Source organism: Roseibium sediminis, from assembly GCF_008711325.1.
Lineage (GTDB): Bacteria > Pseudomonadota > Alphaproteobacteria > Rhizobiales > Stappiaceae > Roseibium > Roseibium sediminis.
In genome coordinates this window covers 35643-61574 of record NZ_VXDB01000023.1, presented here as the reverse complement: position 1 = coordinate 61574, position 25932 = coordinate 35643, and the positions used below count along the sequence as shown (strand labels likewise).

25 protein-coding genes are annotated in these 25932 nt (G+C 57.6%); 6 read left to right on the top strand and 19 right to left on the bottom strand.

Annotated elements, in window-relative coordinates; genetic code table 11:
* The 5 genes from F0155_RS19080 to F0155_RS19060 all read right to left on the bottom strand — a co-directional run.
* Positions 1 to 1390 (bottom strand): calcium-binding protein (locus tag F0155_RS19080; RefSeq protein ID WP_161599842.1); only part of this gene is annotated, 1390 nt, incomplete at its 3' end.
* 244 nt (positions 1391 to 1634) lie between these two features.
* The gene (locus F0155_RS19075; protein ID WP_208999369.1) at positions 1635 to 2966 is read right to left on the bottom strand and encodes a globin-coupled sensor protein; all 1332 of its coding nucleotides are present in this window, start codon (positions 2964 to 2966) and stop codon (positions 1635 to 1637) included.
* Between the two features lie 289 nt (positions 2967 to 3255).
* Positions 3256 to 4248, bottom strand: coding sequence for a threonine ammonia-lyase (locus tag F0155_RS19070; protein ID WP_425299986.1), 993 nt, complete (start codon positions 4246 to 4248; stop codon positions 3256 to 3258).
* Between the two features lie 119 nt (positions 4249 to 4367).
* Positions 4368 to 5393 (bottom strand): glycosyltransferase family 4 protein, encoded by a 1026-nt coding sequence (locus F0155_RS19065; protein ID WP_150526156.1) that lies wholly within the window; start codon positions 5391 to 5393, stop codon positions 4368 to 4370.
* The gene (locus tag F0155_RS19060) at positions 5390 to 6193 is read right to left on the bottom strand and encodes a UDP-2,3-diacylglucosamine diphosphatase (protein WP_150526150.1); all 804 of its coding nucleotides are present in this window, start codon (positions 6191 to 6193) and stop codon (positions 5390 to 5392) included. The genes F0155_RS19065 and F0155_RS19060 overlap by 4 nt, the downstream gene beginning before the upstream one ends.
* A 201-nt stretch (positions 6194 to 6394) precedes the next feature.
* Between F0155_RS19060 and F0155_RS19055 the strand changes: the two genes are divergently transcribed.
* Positions 6395 to 7174, top strand: a complete 780-nt coding sequence (locus F0155_RS19055; protein ID WP_150526155.1) for an SDR family oxidoreductase — start codon at positions 6395 to 6397, stop codon at positions 7172 to 7174.
* A 90-nt stretch (positions 7175 to 7264) separates the two neighbouring features.
* Here F0155_RS19055 and F0155_RS19050 read toward each other — a convergent pair whose 3' ends face one another.
* Positions 7265 to 8536, bottom strand: a complete 1272-nt coding sequence (locus F0155_RS19050) for an OmpP1/FadL family transporter (RefSeq protein WP_150526149.1) — start codon at positions 8534 to 8536, stop codon at positions 7265 to 7267.
* A 388-nt stretch (positions 8537 to 8924) separates the two neighbouring features.
* Positions 8925 to 9725, bottom strand: coding sequence for a bifunctional hydroxymethylpyrimidine kinase/phosphomethylpyrimidine kinase (gene thiD / locus F0155_RS19045; RefSeq protein ID WP_150526148.1), 801 nt, complete (start codon positions 9723 to 9725; stop codon positions 8925 to 8927).
* A gap of 192 nt (positions 9726 to 9917) precedes the next feature.
* Here thiD and F0155_RS19040 point away from each other — a divergent pair, with 192 nt between their 5' ends.
* Entirely contained in the window at positions 9918 to 10154 is a 237-nt protein-coding gene (locus F0155_RS19040; protein WP_150526147.1) for an Lrp/AsnC ligand binding domain-containing protein, read from the top strand.
* Positions 10155 to 10163: 9 nt separating this feature from the next.
* Here F0155_RS19040 and F0155_RS19035 read toward each other — a convergent pair whose 3' ends face one another.
* The 3 genes from F0155_RS19035 to F0155_RS19025 all read right to left on the bottom strand — a co-directional run bounded on the left by F0155_RS19035 (position 10164) and on the right by F0155_RS19025 (position 14984).
* Positions 10164 to 11165 (bottom strand): DMT family transporter, encoded by a 1002-nt coding sequence (locus F0155_RS19035; RefSeq protein ID WP_244303549.1) that lies wholly within the window; start codon positions 11163 to 11165, stop codon positions 10164 to 10166.
* 102 nt (positions 11166 to 11267) lie between these two features.
* The gene (gene sbmA / locus F0155_RS19030) at positions 11268 to 12521 is read right to left on the bottom strand and encodes a peptide antibiotic transporter SbmA (protein ID WP_150526146.1); all 1254 of its coding nucleotides are present in this window, start codon (positions 12519 to 12521) and stop codon (positions 11268 to 11270) included.
* Positions 12522 to 12677: 156 nt separating this feature from the next.
* Positions 12678 to 14984 (bottom strand): xanthine dehydrogenase family protein molybdopterin-binding subunit, encoded by a 2307-nt coding sequence (locus tag F0155_RS19025; RefSeq protein ID WP_150526145.1) that lies wholly within the window; start codon positions 14982 to 14984, stop codon positions 12678 to 12680.
* A 247-nt stretch (positions 14985 to 15231) separates the two neighbouring features.
* On the opposite strand from F0155_RS19025, the gene F0155_RS19020 reads away from it, so the two are divergent.
* Entirely contained in the window at positions 15232 to 15480 is a 249-nt protein-coding gene (locus F0155_RS19020) for a DUF6868 family protein (RefSeq protein ID WP_150526144.1), read from the top strand.
* Positions 15481 to 15579: 99 nt separating this feature from the next.
* Positions 15580 to 16488, top strand: coding sequence for a hypothetical protein (locus F0155_RS19015; protein WP_150526143.1), 909 nt, complete (start codon positions 15580 to 15582; stop codon positions 16486 to 16488).
* A 13-nt stretch (positions 16489 to 16501) separates the two neighbouring features.
* Here F0155_RS19015 and F0155_RS19010 read toward each other — a convergent pair whose 3' ends face one another.
* The 3 genes from F0155_RS19010 to F0155_RS19000 are packed head-to-tail and all read right to left on the bottom strand — an operon-like array spanning position 16502 to position 19010.
* Positions 16502 to 17545 (bottom strand): succinylglutamate desuccinylase/aspartoacylase family protein, encoded by a 1044-nt coding sequence (locus tag F0155_RS19010; protein WP_150526142.1) that lies wholly within the window; start codon positions 17543 to 17545, stop codon positions 16502 to 16504.
* A 5-nt stretch (positions 17546 to 17550) separates the two neighbouring features.
* Positions 17551 to 18456 (bottom strand): 30S ribosomal protein S6--L-glutamate ligase, encoded by a 906-nt coding sequence (gene rimK / locus F0155_RS19005; protein ID WP_150526141.1) that lies wholly within the window; start codon positions 18454 to 18456, stop codon positions 17551 to 17553.
* On the bottom strand, positions 18453 to 19010 hold the full coding sequence (locus F0155_RS19000) for an ATP-dependent zinc protease family protein (RefSeq protein ID WP_150526140.1): 558 nt from the start codon (positions 19008 to 19010) through the stop codon (positions 18453 to 18455). The genes rimK and F0155_RS19000 overlap by 4 nt, the downstream gene beginning before the upstream one ends.
* Before the next feature lie 285 nt (positions 19011 to 19295).
* Between F0155_RS19000 and F0155_RS18995 the strand changes: the two genes are divergently transcribed.
* On the top strand, positions 19296 to 20237 hold the full coding sequence (locus F0155_RS18995) for a nucleoside hydrolase (protein WP_150526139.1): 942 nt from the start codon (positions 19296 to 19298) through the stop codon (positions 20235 to 20237).
* A gap of 36 nt (positions 20238 to 20273) precedes the next feature.
* On the opposite strand, the gene F0155_RS18990 is transcribed toward F0155_RS18995, so the two are convergent.
* The 5 genes from F0155_RS18990 to F0155_RS18970 form a co-directional block, all read right to left on the bottom strand.
* The gene (locus F0155_RS18990; RefSeq protein ID WP_150526138.1) at positions 20274 to 21845 is read right to left on the bottom strand and encodes a GMC family oxidoreductase; all 1572 of its coding nucleotides are present in this window, start codon (positions 21843 to 21845) and stop codon (positions 20274 to 20276) included.
* A gap of 11 nt (positions 21846 to 21856) precedes the next feature.
* Positions 21857 to 22381 carry a gluconate 2-dehydrogenase subunit 3 family protein gene (locus F0155_RS18985; protein WP_150526137.1) on the bottom strand — a complete coding sequence of 175 codons (525 nt, stop codon included), beginning with the start codon at positions 22379 to 22381 and terminating at the stop codon, positions 21857 to 21859.
* A 136-nt stretch (positions 22382 to 22517) separates the two neighbouring features.
* Entirely contained in the window at positions 22518 to 22913 is a 396-nt protein-coding gene (locus F0155_RS18980; RefSeq protein WP_150526136.1) for a VOC family protein, read from the bottom strand.
* 97 nt (positions 22914 to 23010) lie between these two features.
* Positions 23011 to 23301: a ribbon-helix-helix domain-containing protein gene (locus F0155_RS18975; protein ID WP_150526135.1), complete on the bottom strand. Its 291-nt coding sequence runs from the start codon at positions 23299 to 23301 to the stop codon at positions 23011 to 23013.
* A 169-nt stretch (positions 23302 to 23470) separates the two neighbouring features.
* Positions 23471 to 24055, bottom strand: a complete 585-nt coding sequence (locus F0155_RS18970) for a VOC family protein (RefSeq protein ID WP_150526134.1) — start codon at positions 24053 to 24055, stop codon at positions 23471 to 23473.
* Between the two features lie 233 nt (positions 24056 to 24288).
* On the opposite strand from F0155_RS18970, the gene F0155_RS18965 reads away from it, so the two are divergent.
* On the top strand, positions 24289 to 25284 hold the full coding sequence (locus F0155_RS18965; RefSeq protein WP_208999368.1) for a DMT family transporter: 996 nt from the start codon (positions 24289 to 24291) through the stop codon (positions 25282 to 25284).
* Here the strand turns inward: F0155_RS18965 and F0155_RS18960 are convergent, their stop codons facing one another.
* Complete coding sequence (locus tag F0155_RS18960; protein ID WP_150526133.1) at positions 25285 to 25887, bottom strand: imm11 family protein; 603 nt, start codon at positions 25885 to 25887, stop codon at positions 25285 to 25287.
* Positions 25888 to 25932 lie beyond the last annotated feature (45 nt).

Sequence of the window (25932 nt, the reverse complement as noted above, 5' to 3'; positions counted from 1 at the left end):
TGCCGGCTTCGCCCTGAATGTCATAGGTACCGCCATCGGCGCCAACGAAGTGCGGGTCACCCCAGATACGGCCGTTTTCAACCTTGATCGGATCCAGCGGCTTCGGCTTGCCGCCGCCCCAGTTTCCGCCACCGTTGTTCCAGCCACCGTTGTTCCAACCGCCGCCGTTGTTACCGCCGCCGTTGTTCCAACCACCGCCATTGTTGCCGCCGCCGTTGTTCCAACCACCGCCATTGTTGCCGCCGCCGTTATTCCAACCGCCGTTGTTCCAGCCACCGCCATTGTTGCCGCCGCCGTTGTTCCAACCGCCGTTGTTCCAGCCACCGCCATTATTGCCGCCGCCGTTGTTCCAACCGCCGTTGTTCCAGCCACCGTTGTTCCAGCCACCGTTGTTCCAGCCACCGCCATTGTTGCCGCCGCCGTTATTCCAGCCACCGCCGTTGTTCCAGCCACCGCCGTTATTGCCGCCGCCGTTGTTTGCACCGCCATTGGCGATGTTCACGGTCCGGTCGGTAAAGGCCAGCTGCTCGACACCCTTGAGGTTGTCAACATTGCCGGAAGCAATGTGCGTGACATAGGTCGTGTCGTTCTCGGTGCGGATGTTGTAGTCGGCGCGGTAGCCATCATACAGGGCCACGTCGTTGCCTGCGCCACCACGGATGGTGTCGTTGCCAGCGCCGCCCTTGATGATGTCGTCGCCTGCACCGCCCTTGATAAAGTCGTTGCCTGCACCGCCAAACTGAATGTCGTTGCCCTTGCCGCCCAGCAGGACATCATTGCCCTTGCCGCCGAACTGGACATCGTTGCCCTTGCCACCGACGAGCTTGTCGGAGCCGGTGCCACCATACTGAACGTCGTTGCCCGTGCCGCCCTTGATCAGGTCGTTGCCAGCGCCGCCCTTCTGGATGTCGTTGCCTGCGCCGCCCTTTAGGACGTCGTTGCCAGCGCCACCAGCCTGCTTGTCATTGCCAGCGCCACCCTTGATCAGGTCGTTGCCTGCACCGCCAAGCTGAATGTCGTTGCCCTTGCCGCCAACGAGCTTGTCGTTGCCTGCGCCACCAGCCTGCTTGTCGTTACCAGCACCGCCCTTGATGACGTCGTTGCCAGTTCCGCCGAGCTGGGTGTCGTTACCCTTGCCACCAACGAGTTTATCGTCGCCAGCGCCGCCCTTCTGGAGGTCGTTGCCTGCGCCGCCCTTGATCAGGTCGTTACCTGCACCACCGACTTGCTTGTCGTTACCGGCGCCGCCTTTGATCACGTCGTTGCCTGCGGTTCCCTTCTGGTTATCTGCACCAGCGGTACCCTTCAGCGTCTTGTCGAATTTCTCGGCCTTTGCATCTCCGCCTGCATTGGCGGCAGCAGCATCTGCCTTTTGAATCTTGGCTGTCATCGAGACATCTCCCTTTCGAGCACAACTCGCAAATTGCATCAGTCGTTACCGTAAAGTTACCCAGGAGACCCAAATTTGATATTCGCACGGTCTACGTATGGATCTACGTAGCCCCCAGTAGAGGGACGGGAATTGACCCAAAACCCCACAATTCAGCCAAAACCAAGGATAGCAGCCAGAAAAAACACAAAATTAACGTTAAGGAATTACGGGCCGAGATTACCTCCCCGGCCCGTCTTGAAGTTTACAGTTGGGAAACCCTGGCAAAGAAGGCTCTGCTTTCAACGCCAAGCCGCTCGGCCTGTTGCCGTAGTCCTCCGGACATGTCCTGAATCCGGTGCGCGCTCTGCTCTGTCTGATCGACAACCTGACGCGTCGTGCCGATTGCCTCGGAGAACTCCTGCGCCCCGCTGGCAACCTGCTGGACGTTGCTCGATATCTGCGCCGTCGCCGCAGACTGCTCTTCAACTGCCGAGGCAATGCTTGTCGCAATTTCTGCGACCTGCCCGATCGTGGATGTGATGGCCTCGATATCCGAAACGGATCGGCGAGTGGCCGACTGGATGCCCGCAATCTTGTCGGTAATCTCTTCCGTGGCACGCGTGGTCTGGCTGGCCAGTTCCTTCACCTCGGCGGCAACCACTGCAAAGCCACGTCCCATGTCGCCTGCCCTTGCGGCCTCGATCGTGGCATTGAGAGCCAGCAGATTGGTCTGCTCGGCAATGTCGGAGATCAAACCGATGACCGATCCAACCTGTTCGGCAATCTGCGCCAATTCCAGAATCGAGCCATTTGCGGCCTGCGCATTTGTAGCTGCCTGTTGAGCGATGCTGCTGGACTGGCTGGCCTGACGTCCGATCTCCTCGATGGACATGGCCATTTCCTCGGTCGCCGCTGCACAGGACTGAACACCGGTTGACGTTGTGTCCGATGCCACATCCATATCCGACATGCGTTTGGTCATGGTGCCGGACGCATTTGTCAGGTCGCTGGACGTCGTCTCCAGAAGGTGTGAGGCTTGTTCCAGCTCGCCAACAGCCCCTGCCATCACCTGATCGAACTCGGAAATCGCCGTCTTCAGTCGCTCTTCCTTGCCCTGTATGCGAGCAACAGCTTCCTCATGATAGGTGGAGACGGCGATATCCATGTCGAGCATGGCGAATTTCGTTACGGTTTCCATGACCCGAGTGGCCTTTTTCACCGAGAACCGGTGCCTTTTCAGCACATGCCGGTTCAGCTCCGTCATGATGTAGCTGTAGCCACCAATGTACCATGTGGGATCAAGACCAACCCGCACATGTGCCAAACCGATTTTTCGAGCCGCCTCGAAATAGGCATCGGTTATTCCACCTTGAAACAGGGAGCGCCAGTGCGCCGTCTGCGCGGCGACAAGGCGAGAAGCCTGAGTCCCGACAAGAGCCTTCAGATGCGGCAGTTTGCCGACCTGAGCATAAAACCCGTCCAGAATCTCAGGCAGGACCGTTTCGAGAAACGGCCAGATGTTTCGAGCTGTGTCGTGGTCTTCGGCGGTGATGTTGAAAAATCGGCGGCGCCCTTCGAGGCTGCTCTGCTCCATGATGACTCTCATAATAACATGCTAGAATGTCAAAAAAGACAAAGCCTTCATACCAACCGAATTCTTACCAATTTATAATAGAAAACATCAATTCAACGAATTAGATCCGAAGAATTTCAAAAAAATGCAAAACATTGAAATAGAGACAAAATACAAATTACGAAGATGAATAAAATAATTTCATGATTCAGATTGAATATTCAAGATAAGGGCAAATACCTACAATTAATACATGACACGCAAAACAAAAGACGATCACGGGCAAATCATCTACAAACAACGTGCACGACTACGCCAACGCCCTCTGCAACATCTGCGGATCGACATTTCCTCCCGTAAGGACAACAGCTGCGATACGTCCACGAATATCCAGCTTTCCTGACAGTATGGCCGCAAGCGCAACCGCCCCACCGGGCTCAAGCACTAGCTTCAGTTCCCGAAACGCAAAGGCGACCGCGTCGAGCGCTTCACGATCCGAAACGACAAGGCCGGCTCCGGCAATTTCCTTCAGGATGGAAAAGGCAAGCGTTCCAGGTTCCCCGGTCAGGATCGCATCGCAAACAGAGCCAGAGGCTGATTCATTGCTTTCAATGCGTCCACTGACCAGGGAGCGACTGAAGTCGTCAAACCCTTCAGGTTCGGATGTCCGGAACTCGATTCCCGGGACCATCCCGGACAGCGCCAGTGCAACACCGCTGGAAAGCCCGCCGCCACCGGTACAGGCAACAGCGACATCAGGAACCAGCCCCATGGCTTTGGCTTGTTCGGCAATTTCCAGACCGATGGTCCCCTGTCCGGCAACAACAGCCGGGTCATTATAGGGGTGGACGAAGCGGGCATCCGTCTCTTCCCGAATGCCAAGCGCGATCTGATCCCGATCCTCTACACCGCGTTTGTAGGTCACCACCCGCGCGCCCATCGCGCGTGTCCGCTCCAGCTTGATGACCGGAGCATCCTCAGGCATCACGATGGTTGCGGGCATCCCCAGCAGGCGGGCACTTTCGGCAACGCCCTGGGCGTGGTTGCCGGAGGAACAGGCAACGACACCCTTTGGCCGATCCGCTTCGGGGATCTGGCTCAATGTATTGAAGGCACCGCGAAACTTGAACGAACCGGTCCGCTGCAGGTTTTCCGGCTTCAACAGAACCGTGCCACCGGTCAGATCATCAAGAACCGCCGAGCGCAACAAGGGCGTTCGAACGGCCATTCCTTCGATTCGCTTGGCGGCAGCCTGAATGTCTGCGAGCTGAACAGCGGCAGCAGAAGTTGTTTGATTCGTCACGAAACTGGCCTTGCAAAAGAACGGTGAGACCCGGTTGGATCAACCGGCAGGAGGGAAGCCGAGACTAGCCAAAGACATGCGGGTTGAAAAGCACCCGCCGACAGGTTCCACCTTCAAGGTCAGCCGGCGCTCATCTGCGCGCGCGCAACCTCTGCATTTTCGAGGAACTGCTTCGCACAGGCCGACCAGGAAAAGCCAAGCGCGACCTTCCGACAATGCTCCCGCGATATTTCCAGCGCCCCAAGAGCGGCTGCCTGCAGATCGTCGGACAACACCCCCGCACCGGTATCACCTATGACATCAAGCGGCCCCATGACCGGATAGGCGGCCACCGGCACGCCGCAGGCCAGAGCCTCGAGCAGGACATTGCCAAACGTATCCGTCAGGGAAGGAAAGACGAAGACATCGGCAGAGGCATAGTGGCGAGCAAGGTCATCCCCGACCTTCGAGCCGGTGAAGACAACATCAGGAAACTCGCGCTTGAGCGCTTCCAGCTGCGGGCCCTCTCCGACAACAACCTTGGTTCCCGGCAAATCGAGTTCCAGAAAGGCCCGGATGTTCTTCTCGACTGCAACGCGCCCGACATTCATGAAGACGGGACGCACGATGGCCGGATCAAGCACCGACGATTCGGCAGGATGGAACACGGTCTCATCCACCCCGCGCGTCCAGCGCATGAGGTTCTTGAAACCGCGAGCCTTGAGATCATTTTCCAGCGACTGCGTGGCGACCATGCAGCCATTGCCGGAGTTGTGAAACCGCCGCAACCATGCATAGGACCACGAAAGCGGCACGGGAAGTCGGGCAGCGAGATATTCGGGAAATCTCGTGTGATAGCTGGTGGTGAACGGCTGCTTTTTCCTCACGGCGATCCGGGCCGCCATCAACCCAAGCGGCCCTTCCGTTGCTATGTGAAGATGGTCGCAGGCAAATTCCGTCATCAGGCGCTCTACCCGGCCGGGCGTCGTCAGCGACAGGCGAATTTCAGGATAGGTCGGACACGGAAGGGTCCGAAACAGCTGCGGGGTGAGAAATTCCACCCGCAACCCCATGGACACCAGTTCTTCAGCGGTGCGCTCCAGAGATCGCACCACACCATTGATCTGGGGTCGCCAGGCATCGGTAACGATCAGGATCGAGCTCATGCGGCTGCCTGAGGCACCTCTTGCCGATCCGGAAGATACTGCTCCTGTTGCATCTGCTGCCATTTGATCACCTCGAATGTTCCGTCGTGATGTTCGGCTACCGCCGTACAACTTTCGACCCAGTCTCCGGTGTTTATATAGTGAATGCCATTCATATCCTGATCTGCAGCATGATGGATATGGCCGCACACGACACCGTCTGCACCCTGGCGTCGGGCCTCTTCGGCGAGAACATCTTCAAAGCGACCAATGAAGTTGACCGCATTCTTGACCTTCAGCTTGGCCCAGGCGGACAATGACCAGTAGGAAAAGCCAAGTCGGCGGCGCGCGGCATTGACCCATGTATTCACGCCCAAAGCAAAGCCGTAGGCCTTGTCGCCAAAGAAGGCGAGCCACTTGGCGTGGCGCATGACCACATCAAACTGATCGCCATGAATGATCAGGTAACGCCGCCCGTCTGCCGTCTCGTGAATGATACTGTCGACGACTTCGATCCCGCCGAAATGCGTTCCAAGGAAATTTCGCAGGAATTCATCGTGATTGCCCGGAACATAGACAATGCGGCTGCCCTTGCGCCCCTTGCGCAGGATTTTCTGCACCACATCATTGTGTTCTTGCGGCCAGTACCAGGATTTCTTGAGGCGCCAGCCATCTACGATGTCCCCGACCAAATAAACGGTTTCCGCATCATTGTATTTGAGGAAGTCGAGCAACAGGTCGGCCTGACAACCGCGCGTGCCAAGGTGAATATCGGATAGAAACAACGCCCTGTACTGGCGATGTGCAGTCTGGCCTGACATGTGCCTGTCTCCAATAGAGGTCTGGAGCACCTTCTGACCGATTCAGATTGCATCCATATGACAGGACCTGTGCCCATGACACCACGATGGGCCCCTTTTCCTTCCCCCTACCGAACTGACTTCGACAAGAAGGACAGTGACAAAACAGATCCAGCCGATACGATCCGTGCACTTGGAAGCAGCCTGAAAAGGGATGAACGAATGGATCTGGGTCTGGCAGGAAAAACGGCACTTGTTTGCGCATCAAGTCGCGGACTAGGGCGCGGCTGCGCCGAAGCGCTTGCAGAAGCAGGCTGTGATATCACCCTTAACGGAAGGGATGCTGAAACCCTCAAGGCTGTCGGTGAATACATTTCCGGAAAATATGGCGTGGCGGTGAACCACGTGGTTGCCGATGTCTCGACTGGCGAAGGTCAAAAGGCTCTTCTGGCTGCCTGTCCCCAGCCGGATATTCTGGTGAACAACAACGGCGGCCCGCCGCGCAAGGACTATACGGAACTTGATCGGGAGGCGATCCTGGCGGGCGTGATCCAGAACTTCGTGACGCCCGTGGAGCTTGCCAAGGCTGTCCTTCCCGGCATGACGGAGCGTGGCTTTGGCCGGATCGTGAATATCACGTCCATGTCCGTCAAAATGCCACTCGAGGGGCTTGATCTTTCCAGCGGAGCGCGCGCAGGCCTGACGGCCTTCCTCGCCGGCGTTTGCCGACAGGTCGCCCCGCATGGGGTCACGATCAACAACATCCTGCCCGGCAAATTCGACACGGACCGTCTGAAGGGCGGCTTTGAGCGGACGGCCGCAGCAACAGGTCAAACTCTGAATGCGGTGAAAGCCGCATCTGCTGCAGAAATCCCCGCAGGGCGCTTCGGCACCCCGGAAGAATTCGGCCAAACCTGCGCGTTCCTGTGCTCGGTCCATGCCGGTTACATCACCGGCCAGAACATCCTGCTCGACGGCGGTCTCTACCCGGCAGCCTTTTGACCGGGCTATTCCCTGATCCTGACACTAACAATCTGCACAAACAAAAACGGCCCGCAAATGCGGGCCGTGATCTTTTTACCTGATGAACGATCAGAATGTGTAACGCATGGATGCGGAGAAAATGTCCACGGCAGCGTCTGCCTTACCAATCAAGCTACCTTTGGTCGCGCTGTAGTCCTGATGTCCCGGGACAATTTTGATGTCCGTATCCTGGGTAAAGATGTGGGTGTAGCCAAGATCAAACGCCAGCTTGTCATTGAAGTTATAGGACAAACCGCCACTAAGCCAGAAGCGGTCGTTGTCCGGCAAACGGGCCGAACGGATATCAGTGTCGATCGGTGACCACTCATACGCTACACCCGCCCTGAGGGTCAGATGCTGGTTCCAGTCGTATTCACCCCCGAGCGCCAGAAAATAGCCATCCTCGTAGTTCAGCGGGAACGGAGCGACAGTAGCCCCATTTGCCTGATTGATGATTTGGGGGGTGCCGAGTCGGCTCCAGTTGGTCCACTCGAATGTACCCAGAACTCGGATGTCGTCAGTGATGTTCTGCTTTGCGGAAATCGTAACAACTTCCGGAGTCACAAAACTCGTTTCGATGGAACGGGAAATTGTCGAACCAATGTTCAACTTTCCTTCTATCGTGTGCGCTACGCCAGAGCGAAATCCAACACCAATTTCTGTGCCTTGAAATGGCTTGACGGTAACACCGGCAGTAATACCGAAACCGATGTCGTCGCCTTCAAGTTCCTGATTGGTTCGAGCGGCAGCGCCCAATGCCGGAGCCGCGACGGAGTTATTCAACCGCATGTCAAGGTATTGGATCTGCGCACCAAATGCGAAAGACACCATGTCGTTCAGCTTGTAGCCCACGACCGGGTTCACGTTGATGGAGAAAATCCGCGAGGACCGGTTATATCCGGCACCAGACCAGTTGAATTGATCTGACTTTGTCGACAGTCCGTAAGGTGCGTTAATACCCAGACCGAAATAGAATTTGTCATTCAGGTTATAAGCCGCGTAGCTTGCCCCGATCCAGGCATCCGATCCGATATCACCGATATCAAACGGCAGCGCAGTAGCTCCAACCGTATTGGTGCCGGTAACGTCAGCCCGCGGAATAATAAAGGAGTTATGAGCTTCTGAAGTTAGCCCCTGCTTCGCGCCGGTGATGGCTGCCGGGTTCCAGAACATGGATGAAATCGAAGGTCCGCTCGTTGCGTTACCTGCAAATGACATGCCCTGATAGTAGGAGCTCTGCTCACGCAGCGCAAAACCACCCGCAAATGCAGTATTTGCCACCATCACAGCTGCCACAGCTGTCGACGCAAGCAATACCTTGTTCTTGTTGAACCGAACCATAAAGCCCTCCCAGTTCCCGCATTCCACCCCCGGATGCAGGGATTCGACCAAAATTTGGCTCATAATTTCCAAGCTGCTGCGTCAAATCAACCGAAAACATGGCGCATGGGTGCGCCCGGAAATTCACGAAACATGGCGATTTGCAGCCGAAACCTTCCCGTAACCGGCATAAGGGGAACCACATAGCCAGCAAATCAGCCGGATTCCGATGATTCCCGACAAGGTTTCCCTGCGGGTAAAGCGATTGCCTAATTTTTAGGCAAACTCAATCCAGCTGAAGAAAATTCATTTTTCAAAATCCGAGTGGCAATATTGCCACATAAGTCCACTACCTCTGTTTGTAATGGCTATCGGAAATGTGGTCCTGTCGGCGCGTTCTCCGTTCAGATCAGCGCCAAAAGGCGTGAAAATGATGGACCGGGCCATGACCTTTGCCAATATCAAGAGTATCGGCCGCGGCAATTGCATCGGTGATATAGCTCTTGGCCACCTCGACAGCAGTCTCCAGTGGCGAACCCTTGGCGAGTTCGGCAGCTATGGTTGAAGACAGCGTGCAACCGGTGCCGTGGGTGTTTGTCGTCTCATGGCGGGGAGCCCGGAACCAACGCTCTCCACTGGCCGAAAGCAGCAAGTCCGCACATTCCGCGCCGGACCCATGCCCCCCCTTCAACAGAACCGCCCGCGCGCCCATTTCGATCAACCTGTGCGCTTGATCCCGCATTGCGTCTTCGCTATCTGCGGCATCCGTACCAAGAATATGCGCAGCCTCGTGCAGGTTCGGGGTGATCACATCGGCAAGCGGGAACAGCTCTTCCACCAGCGTTGAAACGGCTTCCGATACCAGCAATGGATCTCCCGAGGCCGCCACCATGACGGGATCAAGAACCACCGGGCCGGTCGCATGCGCTTTCAGGCCAGCGGAAACGGCCTTGATGGTGGCGGGAACGGACAGCATCCCGATCTTGGTCGCGTTTACCGCCAGATCGGAATAGACCGCATCCATCTGGGCGCGCACGAAATCTTCCGGAACATCGTGAATGGCCGTCACGCCCAGCGTGTTTTGCGCGGTCAGCGCGGTCAGGACACTGGCACCATAGACGCCGCGCGCGGAAAACGCTTTCAGATCGGCCTGAATCCCGGCCCCACCACCAGAATCGGATCCGGCAATCGTTACGGCTATGGCGGTCATGTTCAGCTCCACGTCACTCAAGATCGGATCTTCAATCAGTTGTCGTGCCGAGAGCTAGCAACCAGCATGCCCCATTTCAAGGGTTGTGAACCGCTTTCAACCAAACGTACACACTGCAGCGGGAATTGACTGTCCGCCGGAGATAAGCCATGTCCTTTGCACGAGATTTTTCAGCACATCAGGACAGGCGCCATGGTTCCCTTTTTCGTCATGATCAAATGCCAGCTCGGCAAGACCTATCAGGTTGCCAACGCCATTGCCGACGCAGAGATCGCATCCGAGATCTATTCTACCAGCGGCGACTATGACCTTCTGGTAAAGTTCTATGTCGAGAGCGATTCCGACATCGGTCACTTCGTGAACGAAAAGGTCCACCCGGTCGACGGCATTCAGGACACCAAGACGATCATCACCTTCAAGGCGTTCTGAACGTCGCTGTCATGATTTGGACGGTGTGGATGCGCGCCGGTTTCGGGTCCGATCGATCCCGAGCCGGTGTTCGCGGAAAATCACGAAAATGCCCGCTGCAATGACGATCCCCGATCCGGCAAGAACCTCGATTGACGGGGTATCGGAGAAAATCAGCCAACCGACCGCAATCGCCCACAGCATGTTGATATAGTCGAACGGCGCGATGGTGGACGCATCAGCATAGCGATAGCTCTGGGTCAGAAGGATCTGCCCCACCCCGCCCGACAGACCAACGGCGATCAGCAATCCCGCAGTATACCAGTCCGGCAAGATCCACATCTGATCTGGCAGGAAAAATCCGAGCGGAATGGTGAATAGGGAAAACACCGAGGCGGAGGCGGCAAACCAGGTCACGATCGTCGAGGTGCGCTCTGTCTCACACAGCTTTCTCACGAAAATCATCGCAAGGCCGGCAAACAACGCTCCCATTGCTCCAAAGAAGGCCCCGAGCGTCTCGCTATCTTGCGAGGGTGCCTCGCCAAGATGCGGTGACAGGATGACAAGGATGCCCGCAAAACCGACCAGAACGGCGCTCCAGCGGTAGAACCTTACCGGCTCCCCAAGCAGGAAGAAGGCAAGAACGACCACCATCAGCGGGGTGGCGAAGCCAATGGCTGTCGCATCGGCAAGAGGCAGGAACTGATAGGACAGGAACGAGCAGACCATCGCCGTTGTGCCCACCATGGCACGCCCGATATGTCCTGACACCCGTGTCGTTGAAAACGCCTGTGCCAGCTCCCCGCGAAAGGCAACCATAATCAAGACTGGGAACATGCCGAAGAAGTTTCGGGCAAACACCACCTGGCCGATCGGCACAGTGTCGGCAATCATCTTCAGAAGCGTCACCATCACGAAAAACGCCACCGTCGAAATGACCTTCAGCGCAATTCCAACAAGTGGGGCCTGGCTGGTCAGTCCGCCCCCGGCCGGTGCGGCATTCAAATCCGGTTTCTCGGCCGTGGGCGGCACGGGATCATCCTTTCGGTAACGGCAAAAGCCCGGCCACAATGACCGGGCATTGTTTTCAAAGCATGGAGAAGTGGAAGGCAGGCGCAGCAGCCGGGCAGACTGCTACTCTGTTGCTCCCAGGTCCCCGGCACCCGGCATCGCGTTCTGCTCGCGCTCCGCGATAGATGCCTCAAACCCTTGAAGACGTTTGTAGATCGACATCAACTCTATAATCGTGGACCACGAGTTGACAAGGTACTGGAATGAATTCGACACCTGCCCGAAGGCGGTCAGGATCTGCTGGACGATACCGTAGGTAATGGTCCCGGCAACAATGGTGGGAACCAGAATGAAGTAGGTGAAGAGGTTGTCCGCCTGCAGGTAGAAGCCGCGCGCCAGATTGAAGTAGAGATAGTGGAAATAGAGGCGGAAATAGTTCCTCCGCACATTCCCGAACAGCTCCTCCAGCTTGATCGGCTCGGCCCGATCCTCGTGGTCCTCGCCATAAACGAGCTCTTTTCGATAGGCCGCCTCCACACGCTGGTTGTGGAACTCCAGACCGGGCAGCTTGATCCCGACAATCGCAAGAAGCGCCGTTCCGAAAATCGACCACAAGATAGCGGCAGTGAAGAGAGGAGCCGGGATGGCGCCGACAATCGGCAGCTCCTGCACATATTCCGACAACGCGAACAGGACCGGCAGGAAGGCGATCAGTGTCATGACCGCATCGATCATCGAGACGCCCAGCCCTTCCATGATCGAGGCAAAGCGCATCGTGTCTTCCTGAATACGCTGCGACGCACCTTCGATGTGACGAACATTGCCCCACTTGGCGACGTAGTAATCGTTCATGGCCGTGCGCCAGCGGAAGATGTAGTGGCTGACGAAGAACCGGTTCAGGACGAACAGCATCATCGACAGAAACGCGATCTGCGCGAAGGTCAGCATCAGGCTGTAAAAGTCACCAGCCGTGACGCCCTTGTCGCCCTGTAGCGCATTTTGCAGCGTGTCACCGAAGGGCCTGCGCCAGTTGTTGATCGCAACCGATATCTGAACCGAAAAATAGGTTGTGAAGATGATCAGGGACGAACCCCAGATCGACCAGACCTGCCAGCGATGATCTCTGGAATAGAACCACCAGAACCCGCCGAAGAGGCCGGTAAAGACCGCGTAATAGACATAGAACCACAGGTATTCCGGCGTTACGAAGAACCCGAGACCGATTGGCGGCGCTTCACCTTCCGGCGACTTTCCAAAGCCCAGGCCCGCACCCCAATCGCTCGCACCGCCCAGATACCAGAGCAGAACAGCGACAAGGGACCACAGGACAGCTGACAGGAAGAACAGTTTCGGGCGCGGAAAGAAGGAGCGAAACAAGGCCGGTTCCAATCTTAGGAGGAATCACGAGGTAACGTGAAGAAATCTATGGGTAAGTTTGCGGCAGAACCATGCCTTTTGAAACACGATAGTTTGACTGCTCCCAACAAAAAAGGCGCCCGATTGGCGCCTTTTCCGGAATTGATTGCCCGATCATCAGGCCTTGGCGGCCTGAATGGCCTCCCAAACGAGGGAAGGCGTTGCCGGCATGTCGATGATCTCGCCCACCCCTGCCCCGTCGCTCAAGGCCCGCTGAAGCGCGTTCATGACCGCAGCGCAGCCGCCGATAGTACCGGCCTCGCCTGCCCCCTTGATGCCCAGCGCATTTGTCGTGGAGGGAACATTGCGGGTCTGGAAGCTGATATTTGGCAGGTCCGCCGCGCGGATCAGCTGATAGTCGAGGAGTGATGCCGTCAGCAGCTGGCCATCCTCGTCATAGACCGTGCGCTCGCACAGGGCCTGACTGATCGCCTGCACGGTTCCGCCCTGCACCTGCCCCTCAAGCAGCAGCGGGTTCACCGTCACGCCAAAATCGTCGACAATGACGTAGTTGAGGAGGTCCACGTCGCCAGTGTCGGGATCCACTTCAAGCTCGCAGACATGCGTGCCGTTTGGATAGGTCGCCTCGGCCTGCTTGACCGTGTCTTGCCCGGAGAGCTTTTCGCCCACGCTGGCCGCGACCTCGGCAAGAGAGACCTGCCGGTCGGTCCCGACAACGCGAACATTGCCTTCGACAAGCTCCAGATCCTCCACGCCAACTTCAAGCTGGTCTGCCGCCTTTTCCTTGATCTTGGCCGCGAGGAACTTCGTGGCATTGTTGACCGAAGGAAGGCCAATTGGAATGGAGCGTGAGCCACCCGTGCCGCCGCCCTTGCGCACTCGGTCGGTATCGCCCTGAATGACTTCAATTGCGCTCATGTCGAGGCCAAGCTGCTCGGCGATGACCTGACCATAGGCCGTTGCATGGCCCTGCCCGTTGGTCTGGGTCCCGATCAGCAGTGTAACAGTTCCGTTCTGGTTGAGTTCAACCGTCGCCTCTTCGCCTCCCGGAAACGCACATGCCTCGACATAGGTGCAAAGGCCGATACCGCGCAGCTTTCCACGCGACCGGCTTTCAGCCTGCCGGTCCGCGAAACTCTCCCATGCAGCCGCTTTCAGGGCTTCCGTCAGATGGCCATTGAAATCGCCGGTGTCATACATGCGCCCGGTCTGGGTCGTGTAAGGCAGGGCCTCGGATGTGATGAAGTTGCGACGGCGAATTTCAACCGGACCCAGCCCGGTTTCCTCGCCCGCCTTGTCCATCAACCGCTCAAGCAGATAGGCAGCTTCCGGTCGTCCCGCCCCGCGATAGGCGTCCGTCGGCGTCGTGTTGGAATAGACGCCGGTCACGGTCACATCCAGCGCCTCGATGTCGTAAAGCCCGGTGGACATGGTGATGCCTACAAACGGGATGAAAGGCGCAAACTGATGGAGATAGGCCCCCATTGCCGCAATCACATGGATGCGGAGCCCGAGAATGCGGCTGTCCTTGTCGAGCGCCAGTTCTGCAGTGGTGACATTGTCGCGGCCATGGGCGTCGACCAGAAAGTGATCCGTGCGATCCGCTTCCCAGCGCACAGGTGCGCCCAGCGCCCGCGCAGCGATCATGCTCAGCGGATATTCACGGTAGCAGAAAGCCTTGGTGCCGAATCCGCCACCCACTTCCGGGGTCACGACCCGGAGCTGCGCCGGATCGATTTTCAGGATGTTCTTGCAAATGATGTCACGCATGCCGTGACCACCTTGCGTGCCAAGGGTCAGGGTAAAGCGCTCGCTTGCACCGTCAAACTCGGCCACGCAGCCACGCGTTTCCATGTAGTTGGCAACAAGGCGGTTGTTTACGAGCTTGATGGAGACAACCTTGTCTGCGCTGTCGAATGCGCTTGCGCACTTGGCCTCGTCTCCGAGCATCTGGACAAAGGCCTCGTTTGTCCCGAATTCCGGCCAGACAAGCGGCGCCTCGGCAGAAAGGGCCCCTTCAGTGTCAACGACCACGTCCAGCGGCTCGTAGTCGATTTCGAGCATCTCTGCAGCAAGGCGGGCACTGGCCAGATCATCGGCCACGATGAAGGCAATCGCATCGCCGACATATCGAACCGTATCGGAACACAACAGCTCCTGCGGAGGCAGGCGATATTCAGCGCCGCCTTTCAGCGGCGGCATTGCAAGGGTCGGCATGGTGCCGAAGGAAGCGACATCTGCGTGGGTCAGCACCATCCGGATGCCCGGCATGTCCCGGATGTCATCCAGTCCGCCGAGGCTAAACTTCGCATGTGCCATGGAAGAACGAACCATGACACCTGTGAGACAGCCTTCCGGCCGATAGTCCCCGGTATATATGCCCTTCCCGGTGATGAGCGCGTCATCCTCCTTGCGGCGGACAGGCGCACCAATACCAAATTTCGGAGGGATCATCTGGTTCATGACGTAACCTTGGCTTTAGCTGGGGAACGTGGAAGGGGCAGTCGCAGGGACTGGGTCCGGTAAAATACGTGGTCAGAACATAGCGCCCCGAACCGGGTGAAACCAGTGGCTGACCCACTTTTTCCCCGCCACGGGGGATGCGGCAGACCAACAGCCGCACACAAGCTAAGGGCAAACCCGGATTTGCAACCAGATCCATATCAATCAAGAATTGCAATTCGAAATTTTTGCCAAGCAAGGAAATCGCATGACCAAATCTCGGCTTACCGTCTTTCTGGGCTGGTGCAGCGTCCTGAATATCGGTCTTCTGTGCCTCAGTGCCGTCTTCCTCATTGTTCTTGGGGATCTGGTGCGGCCCCTGCATTCCTTCCTTTTGAGCATGCCGGAGAGCGACCTCAGTGTGCTCTATGCAAACTGGATAGCAGGCTTCAAGGTGCTCGTGATCGTTTTCAACGTCGTACCCTATCTCGCGCTGAAACTCACGAAAGAGACCTGATCACTCGTCTTTGATCCGAACCGGCGAAACCGTGTCTTGGCTTATGCGCAAGGGCTGCTTTACGAAACAGGAGACAACGCCTTTGGACAGGGAGTGATCATGCGTCTTGCTGAAGTCTGGAAACGTCTTTGCGCCGCCGGCAGCCTGTTTCTGGCCGCCAGTTCCTCTGTTTCGGCAAGCTCCTGGGACCTCAGCGAAACCACCCGAAGCAAGTGGGCAGCGCAGGAATTGCGGCAAGACAAGGCCCCGGACGGCCTGCCGGATGGTCATATTGCGAAAGCGTCCAAAGGCGACATTGGTGCCACCTGGTACAGCTCCCCGACAACGCGCTATCGCCACGGCGTCATTGGCGATGCGATTGAGGCCGGGCGCCTGAATGTCAAAGACAGTGCAGGAACGGTCCATTTTCTGGACCTGCCCGAAAGCGAGGTCTTTGAGGACCGAACCCCGCGCCTTGCCGATCTTGATGGAGACGGTCGCACCGAGGTGATCACCATTCGCTCTTCAAGTCGGGGTGGTGGCTCCGTCACACTCTATGGTGTGCGGTACGGCACCTTGCGCGAAATCGCCAGCACCGGCTTCATTGGCCGGGCCAACCGTTGGCTCAACATAGCCGGAATTGCAGACTATCTGGGCACCGGCTCCCTGCAGATTGCGTATGTGGAGACACCGCATATCGGCGGCACCTTGCGCGTTTTCGAGTTCACGGGCGGACCGCTGCGAGAGGTACTGTCAGCACGCGGCTTTTCAAACCATGCCATCGGTTCGCGCAACCTTGGTCTGTCAGCTACTGCAGACATGAATGGCGATGGCATTGCTGATCTTCTGGTGCCAACAAACTCGCGGCGGGAACTGAAGGCACTCAGCTTAAACTCCGGCACGGTTCGGGAAATCGCCAGCATCAAGTTACCAGCCGAGCTGGCGACTGATATCCATGTCGAACGCTCCGCAGGCGGGACAGCTTTTCTCTTCGGGCTCGACAACGGCAGGTTCTACCGCCTCAAGTGACCCCGATCAAAACTCAGATGATTTCATCCTCGTCGAACATCGGATCGGCGAGAAGTTGGGAGCTGAGCTTGTCAACGGTTGCGCCCGGATCCTCTGTCTTGCGGATTTCCGCAATATGGAACAGGCCGTCGCCTTCATTGACAACCGGAAGGTTGGTGCGGCCGATGATAAGACCATCAGACGGCGCAATCACTTCGCTTTCCACTTCGCCAAACGGGTCGGACACGATACCCAAAAGGTCATTGGCCTGAACAGCCTCACCAGCAGACTTGAACAGGCGCAGCAAACCACCGGCAGGCGAGCGTATCCAGTTGGTGGAGGCGGCCCGCAGAGACGGGAGCCGAGGCTTTGTAATGCCCTTGGCCGGAACCATCTTCAGTGTCTTCATCACGCGCAGGATGCCAGTGACGCCGGAGCGCACGACCATTTCATCCAGCCGAAGCGCTTCGCCGCCTTCAAACAGCAGAACATCAACCCCGGCTTCCTGCGCAAACTGACGCATGGAGCCGTCGCGCAGCTTGGCGGTGATGATCACCGGCGCGCCAAAATCCTCTGCCAGCGCAAGGGTTTCCGGTTTGGAGGGAGACACCCGGATTTGCGGCAGGTTCGTTCGGTGAATGGCCGCGGAATGCAGGTCGATCCCCAGATCGGAACGCTTGACGATCTCGGTCATGAAGATATCGGCCAGACGGCTCGCGAGCGATCCGTGGGAACTGCCCGGAAACGAGCGGTTCAGATCGCGCCGGTCCGGCAGATATCTGGACTGGTTGAGAAAGCCGAACGCGTTGACGATGGGAATGACCATCAGCGTGCCGCGCATTCCATCGAGGTTCGGCGACTTCAGCAAACGCCGCGCGATCTCGACCCCGATAATCTCGTCACCGTGGACAGCAGCCGAGACGAACAGCACCGGTCCGTCCTTGCGGCCATGAATGACATGCACCGACATGGACACCGGCGTGTGATCGGACATGACACTGACCGGGATGTCGACAGTCCTGCGGGTTCCTGCCGGCACCCGTTTGCCACCAATCGCAAACGCCTTGCGTTCCACCATTTTGGTCAGCCCTTGCCTTTGGTTTTCGTCTTGCCGGAGTGTGCGTTTTTCTCCAGCACCTCAATGATTTTTCCGGCAACATCGATACCGGTCGCCTTCTCGATACCTTCCAGACCGGGAGACGAGTTGACTTCCATCACCACGGGACCGTGGTTGGATCGAAGCATGTCGACGCCGCAAACATTCAGACCCATGGTCTTGGCGGCCCGGATGGCTGTCGAGCGTTCTTCCGGCGTGATGCGAACCGTCTTGGCGCTGCCGCCGCGATGCAGGTTGGAGCGGAACTCTCCTTCCGCACCGGTCCGCTGCATGGCTGCAATCACCTTGCCGCCGACAACGAAGGCGCGGATATCGGTGCCGCCCGCTTCCTTGATGAATTCCTGCACGAGGATGTTCACATTCGCGCCGCGGAACGCCTCGATGACCGACTTTGCAGACCGTTCCGTATCAGCCAGAACCACACCGATGCCCTGCGTGCCTTCCAGCAGCTTGATCACGACAGGCGCACCGCCGGCGGTCGTCAGAACCTCTTCGGTCTGCTTCGGATCATGGGCAAAGGTCGTCACGGGCAGGCCAATTCCATCGCGCGCCAGAAGCTGCATGGAGCGCAGCTTGTCGCGGGAACGGCCAATCGCAACAGACTCATTGAGCGGATAGACGCCCATCATCTCGAACTGCCGCAACACGGCCAGACCATAAAAGGTCACCGACGCGCCAATTCGCGGAATGACCGCATCAAAGCCGGTAAGCTTTTCCCCGTTATGGAAAATCTCGGGCCGCCGAGACGCGATGTTCATGTAGCACCGCAGCGTGTTGATGATCTGCAGCTCGTGTCCCCGTGCCTCGGCAGCTTCCTTCAGTCGCTGGTGAGAATACAGATTCGGATTTCGCGCCATCATTGCGATTTTCATCGCTCTGTTCCCTTCTTGTCTTTCCTTGTTTGAACTGGCGCCATGGTTCGTTCTTCCGTGGGATGGGTTGTTGGCGATAGGTCAAAATGCTCATCTACATATTTGGGTGGCCCCATCAGGAAGGAGCGTCCCGGATTAACCAGAACCTTCCTCCGACGGATCGCCGTACGTCCCAAAATCATATCGAAGCCCATGTTTTCCCGGTCCGCAAGTGACAGCTCGATATGCCACTTGTGGTGACCGATCAGCATCAGGACTTCAATGATAATGCGTGTTTGCGGAATGCCGCTTGTGTTCTTGATGGCCCGCCGATCATGGATCGGAGCCTCGATATAAAGTGACTTGTGCGATTTGGATGCCGGAACGCGAAAGCGGACCCAATCCTGGCCGTCCTTTTCAAAGACCTTCTGATCCACCGCATGAATGGCAGATGTTCGCGCACCTGTGTCGATCTTGGCGCGCATGGCGCGAATATTCAATTCAGGCAAGGCTACCAGCTCCCGCCACCCAACGGTGTCGAATTTTGTTGGAGCCGGTCGTTTTTCAGCCTTCATACATCCCATCCCCGGTCACATGAGACTCGATCTAAGCACAACAGGGAGAGCTTGGTAGTGAAATTTCGCGCACAAACCCAATGATCCACCGGGCAATCGGGGTCTGCAGGTTCAAGGATCGGCGTAAATTCGGATCACCTTTGATACCCCACCTAAGCTTCTGGGGGCGATACGTTTTTCACATGATCCACCGCAGGGAAGCTTGTGCGGGTTGTGTCCATCCCCTAGCTTCACTGTCCGCTGCTTTATCGTCACCACTCCCATTGCATGAAGGCTTGGCAATTCATGGCACCGCGCAAGATCATCATTGATACGGACCCCGGACAGGACGATGCCGTCGCCATTCTTCTTGCCCTTGCCAGCCCCGAGGACATCGACGTCTTGGGCATCTGCGCCGTGGCAGGAAACGTGCCGCTTCCACTGACGCAAAAGAACGCCCGCATTGTTTGTGAACTGGCCGGAAAGCCGCAGACGAAGGTCTTTGCAGGCTGTGAGCGCCCCATGTTTCGCAAACTGGTGACGGCAGAACACGTTCATGGCAAGACCGGCCTTGATGGTCCGGTGATGAACGATCCGGTCATGCCTCTGCAGGAGCAGCATGCTGTCGACTTCATCATCAAAACCCTGCGCCGCGAACCCGAAAACACAGTGACCTTGTGCACACTGGGCCCGCTGACCAATATCGGCACCGCCATGCACATGGCACCGGACATCATCCCGAAAATCCATGAGATCGTGATGATGGGCGGCGCCTATTTCGAGGTTGGCAACATCACGCCCGCGGCCGAGTTCAACATCTATGTCGACCCGCATGCCGCCGATATCGTGTTCAAGTCCGGCGTTCCGCTCACTGTCATGCCGCTGGATGTCACTCACAAGGCACTGACAACCCCGTCTCGCGTGGAGGCCTTCCGCAATCTGGGAACGGAACCTGGACGCATGGTCGCCGAATGGACCGACTTCTTCGAGCGGTTCGACATGGACAAATACGGCAGTCAGGGAGCCCCGCTGCACGATCCTTGCGTCATCGCATGGCTACTGAAACCAGACCTCTTTTCCGGCAAGAAGATCAATGTCGAAATCGAAACGCAGTCGGAACTCACCATGGGCATGACAGTTGCCGACTGGTGGAAGGTCACGGACAGACCCGAAAACGCCACCTTCATCCGCGACATCGACGCCGACGGCTTCTACGCCCTGCTTCTGGACCGTATCGGACGGCTGTGATCCGGGCACTTGCCGCGCCCGGATCAATTCTGGCCGTCAGAGATTACCCTTGCTCATTTCCCCGGCGATGTGGTCCGCCTGCCGGATGGCCAGAGCAACGATGGTCAGCGTCGGGTTTTCCGCTGCCCCCGTGGTGAACTGGCTGCCGTCCGAAATGAACAGGTTGGCAATATCGTGGGTCTGACCCCAGCGGTTCACCACGCCATCGCGTGCCTTTTCCGACATGCGGTTGGTGCCCAGATTGTGCGTTGACGGATAGGGCGGCGTCGGGAAGACCCGCGTTGCCCCCACGGCCTCGTACACGGCCATGCCCTGCTTGTAGGCATGATCACGCATCGCGATGTCATTGGGGTGATCATCAAAATGCACGTTGGGCACCGGCAAGCCGTATTGGTCGGTCACGTCATGATTGAGCGTGATGCGGTTGGTTTCCTGCGGCATGTCTTCGCCAACCAGCCACATGCCGGCCATGTTTTCATAGCCATCCAGCGCTGTGGTGAATTCGCGGCCCCAGGCACCCGGGTCAAGGAACGCGGCCATGAAGGGAAGCCCCAGCGCGAGGGTCTCCATCTCGTAGCCACCCACAAATCCGCGGGACGGATCGTGCCGCGCCTCGTCCTGAATGATCCCGGCCATGGTCGTGCCACGCCACATCTTCACCGGCTTGTCGAACACGCCATAGACCGAGCCGGTCATGTGGCGCATGTAGTTGCGCCCGACCTGACCTGACGAATTGGCCAACCCGTCCGGGAACATGGCGCTGGCGGAGTTGAGCAACAGCCTCGGGCTTTCGATGGAATTGCCCGCCACGCAGACAATTCGGGCCTTTTGCATGTGCTGGTTGCCGTCCTTGTCCGCATAGACAACACCGGTCACCTTGCCGCTCTCGTCATGTTCGATCTTCAGCACATGGGCATGCTCGCGCACTTCCAGATTGCCGGTTGCCTCGCCGCGCGGAATATCCGTATAGGCCGCTGACCACTTGGCGCCCCACTTGCAGCCCTGAAAGCAGAAACCCGTCTGCTGGCAGGCGATGCGGTCGTCATAGTCTGCGCTGTTGATCGCCATCCGGCCTGTATGGACTTCCTTGTAGCCGAGCTTCTTTGCACCCGCTTCAAAGACCTTGAAGTTGTTGTTGCCCGGCAGGCCTGCGCGGTCCCCGGTGCGGGTGACACCCAGCTTGGCTTCCGCATTTTCGTACCAGGGCTCCATTTCCGCCAGATCAATCGGCCAGTCGAGCAGGTTTGCGCCCTGCACATTGCCATAGGTTGTTCTGGTCTTGAATTCATGCGCCTGAAAGCGGATCGACGCCCCCGCCCAGTGGGTGGTGGTTCCGCCCACCGCCTTCACGATCCAGGCTGGCAGGCCGGAAAAGTCCTTCGCGACACGCCAGTCGCCGGATGTGGTTCGCTTGTCGAGCCAGGCCAGCTGGCCGAAGCTTTCCCACTCATCGTTGATATAGTCGTCCGGCAGATAGCGCCCGCCCGCTTCCAGCGCGACAACGCTGACGCCCTTTTGCGCAAGTTCGTTGGCAAGGACGCCGCCGCCCGCGCCGGTTCCGATCACGACGACAACACTGTCATCGGACAAGTCAAATGGTGCAGCCATGGTGCCCTCCCTCAGATCCAGTTGATGTCGTCAAAGCCGCGGTCGATATAGCCACCTTGAGAGTAGCTTTCGCCCTCGTAGCCGAAGAGCGGCCAAACGGCTTTCTGGTTATAAAGGCCGGTCACCAGCCCGCCGCGGATCGTCTGGAAGAAACTGCTGTCCTCCATGGCTCGCAGAAGGTCGACGCGGTCACGCTCCCAGCCTGCACCCACATAGCTGGCATGTCCCTTGCCTTGGGCGGCTGCATTGAGTGCGGCAATGCCGCTTTCGATCATTTCGGCCTGATCGGCATTGTCGTAGCCCTTCACGGCCGCCGCATAAAATTCATCCGCCACACGGTCATGGGGATAGATGTCGCGGGCCATCTGGATCAGGGTTGCCATGGTCTCCGGCTTCAAGGCCTTCACTTCCATGGCCCAGGCCGCGTCCGTTGCCGCCACGAAACCCGGCCCAACGACAAAGGCAGCGCCGAGCGCCAGGCTGCGTGTCAAAAGGTCCCGCCGCGACAGACCGCGACGATCCGAAATCCTCTCCATATTCTCCTCCTCAGGCCCGGCTTCCCGAACCCCTCTTCATTGTGCGTCGGCCGAACCCTTCTCCCTGATCCAGCCGCCCTGCACTCTTCCAAAGAAACGAAAACGGGGTGCTGTCTCCTCACAGCACCCCGTCTTCTCACACGTACCGACCGTGCTTCTGCAGCACCTCGATCTGGTATCCATCCGGGTCAGCGACAAAAAAGAACTTGGCCAGCAATGCGCCATCGCGCTCGAATTCCACGACCTTGCGGGGCGCGAGCCCTTCCGCTTCAAAGCGGGCATGTTCGGCATCAAGATCATCCACGCACAGGGCCAGATGCCCGTAGCCATCGCCAAGGTTGTACGGCTCCTCCCGTCCCTTGTTTATGGTCAGCTCCAGCTCGAAATCAGCTTCCGCATTGCGCAGGTAAACGAGAACGAAGCTGTCGAACTCAAGTCGCTCGGCAACGTTCAATCCAAAGGCTTTTTGATAAAAATCCACGGACCGTGCTTCATCCAGAACACGGATCATCGAGTGTATTGCTTTCGCCAACTTACACCTCCAAAGATCGGACTTACGATCATTTGAGAAGTGTGAGGTCGAAGACGAGCCCCGTGGTAGTAGCTCGATACTACAGCCCGTTTTTTGTCTATTCGGCGGCTACCAGAACCGGTTGATCCGTCATCTGCCGGGTACGGATCAGGCAGGCGCAGCGCAGCAGGGACGTGAAATTCGGCGCCTCTCCGCGCAGCTCCAGAACCTCCGAATGAAGCTTGGAAATAAAGGCGGGTGTTGTCAGCCCTTCGCTGGCGGCAATGTCGTCGACAATGTCCCAGAAGGACTTTTCCAGCCGGATGCTGGTGCTTTGTCCGTTCAATCGCAAGCGGCGTGTCAGCGGCTCATAATCAGCCGGGTTCTGCCCGGCAAAGATCTGGCACATCCAATGTCCTCCCAGTTTTCTGAAGCCCGGAAAGGGTCAAGCAGTATCGCAGCTTTTTCAAGACCGCCATTGGAACTAATACGACCCGCCTGTTGACTCAAAACATGAAGTTTACGCCAACCTAACGTAGCGCCTCACTTTGAAAACCAGACGAACACCCCTGAAATATTTACGAATATGGGTCGGCAGGCTCCCGGCTCTCGGACAAACTGGCTCGGGTAGAGCGGGTCAGATTTTCAATCGCGTCAGCAAGGTGTATTTCCTGAATGTTGTAGTCGCCCCGCGCAACACGGATCTTGTGCGCTTCCAGCATCACCTCTCCCATCTGCACGCCTGCAGGCGGCTCGAAACGATAGCTGGCCAGCTCGATCAGAAATCCGAGCGGGTCCCGGAAGTAAATCGAATCCATGAAGCCGCGGTCTTTCGGGCCGCTATGGGCAATGCGCCGCTCGTCCAGTCGCTCGACGATTTGCCGGAACGTGGCCTGCGAGACATTCAGGGCCAGATGATGGACGCAGCCGATATCCTGCGGTGCTTTCGAGCGGTCCGGCTTTCGATCTTCGCTGGTGAAGATCGTAATCAGACGGCCATCGCCCGGATCAAAATACAGGTGGCTCTGGTTCGGGTCGTCCAGATTGGGCTGCTCGAACACGAAAGGCATTCCCAGCAAGCCTTCCCAGAAATCGATGGATGTCTGCCGGTCGGCACCCACCAGCGTGATGTGGTGAATGCCCTGAGCCTGTATCTTTCTCATCGCTTGCAGCTCCTCTTGTCCTGGATAGAAAGAATAGCCCCTGCGCGGGGGGAGACAATGTCGGGATCGGTGAACAGTCCGTTCGGCTGCAGAAATTGTTCCACTTGCAACAATTATACTTTCCAAATCACGTCAAAGGGCTATCCTCGACGGCAGATTAAAGCCCTCCCAGCGTTCCCGGTTCAGCAGCCTTTTGTGCGCCGAGCCTACCCATGTTTCGACAGCGAGCAGGAATGACCACGTCCCCTTCAGGTGACCCGTCCGGATCTTCGTCCCCGGAACAGGGTCCGTCACTTCCCCTGTTTGCCCGCTTGCAGGCGCTTCTCGGACAGCTCCCGTCCAACACGATCGGCGCTCTGTGGATCCTTCTGGCGGCCTTTCTCTTCACCATCATGGCAACGCTGATCAAGTTACTGGGCAAGGATCTTTCCGTTTTCCAGATCCTTGTCGTGCGTCAGGCGGTGATGGTGGCGATCGTTGCTCCGAAAATCCTGCCCGGCCTGCCCGGATCGCTTGCCACAAAGCGCCCCGGATTACAGGCCGCCCGCGTGGTCTTTGCGTCAACGGCGATGCTCTGCGGCTTCACCGCGCTGATCGAACTGCCCCTTGCCGATGCAACGGCGCTGGCCTTTTCCAAGACCTTCTTCATCACCATCTTCGCCATCTTCTTTCTTGGCGAAAGCGTGGGGCTGCATCGCTGGGGCGCCACCATCGTCGGCTTTCTCGGCGTCCTGATCATGCTGCGCCCGGAAGGCGGCGGGTTTGTTGATCCCTATGCGGCTCTTGCGATTGCCGGCGCCGCCTGCGCGGGCATGGTCATGGTGATCCTGCGTGTTCTGACGCGCACCGACCCGCCCATCACCGTTCTCACCTATCAGGCGGTCTGTGTCGGCCTCATCATGTCGGTGCCCGCCTATCTGACATGGCAAACACCAAGCCTTGAGCAATGGGCACTGATGATTGTCATGGGTGTAGTGTCCTGGGCCGCGCAAATGTCGAACATCAAGGCCTTCAAGGCCGGAGAGGCAACCGCCATCGCCTCCCTCGACTACACGCGCCTGCTCTACGCCACAGTGTTCGGAGCCGTGATCTTCGGCAATTGGCCGAGCGTAGAAACCTTGATTGGCGCTGCGGTCATCATCGCCGCCTCGCTCTACACCGTCCGCCGCGAAGCCATAAAAGGCCGCGCCCTTGCCCGTAACGCCGACGGACGCGGGTATAGTAATTGATCAGTCCGTTTCGGGAAGTTCCTGAACGCCCATCCCCTCAATCCCGGCCTCCACAAACGCCTTGTACAAGGCGTTGCTGATGAACGGGCCATAAGATGAAGGCATGAACTTGTCTCGCCAGAGATGACAATCTCCGATCTGAGAACGACTGAAAACAAAGCCAGGGTTCTTAGAAGGCATCCACATGATCCCTGCTTCCAACTCTTCTGTCGTCTTCTCCCGGTCCACGGAGTCCAGCCTGTTACATGGAAAATACCAATATCGATTGGCCGCGTGAGTTCCGTCCTTCCAGACAAACTCCACCGGCACAAATTGGTGAACGCCCGGCTCCAGACGTTCCACCACCTCCCGGAAATTCTCACTGACCGAGTACAATCCGTCTGGGCTGATGTCTTTAAACGTTCGTTTGCGCCCGCCAGCCTGAACTTTGGTTGGGAGATGCGTAGTATCGACCGGCCTGCCCGCAAATATCGAATAGCCGGGCAAAATTTTCGCCTCATCCGGAGTTATATCCAACGCCTCAACTTTGTCCGGATCGCCATTTAAATGCTTGACCCCATACCGATGCATGCCGGGATAGTCGGGAAAAATGCGATAAACCATTGAGCCGCCCTAAATAAAAATTCGAGTTGATTTAAGGCAGCGCGT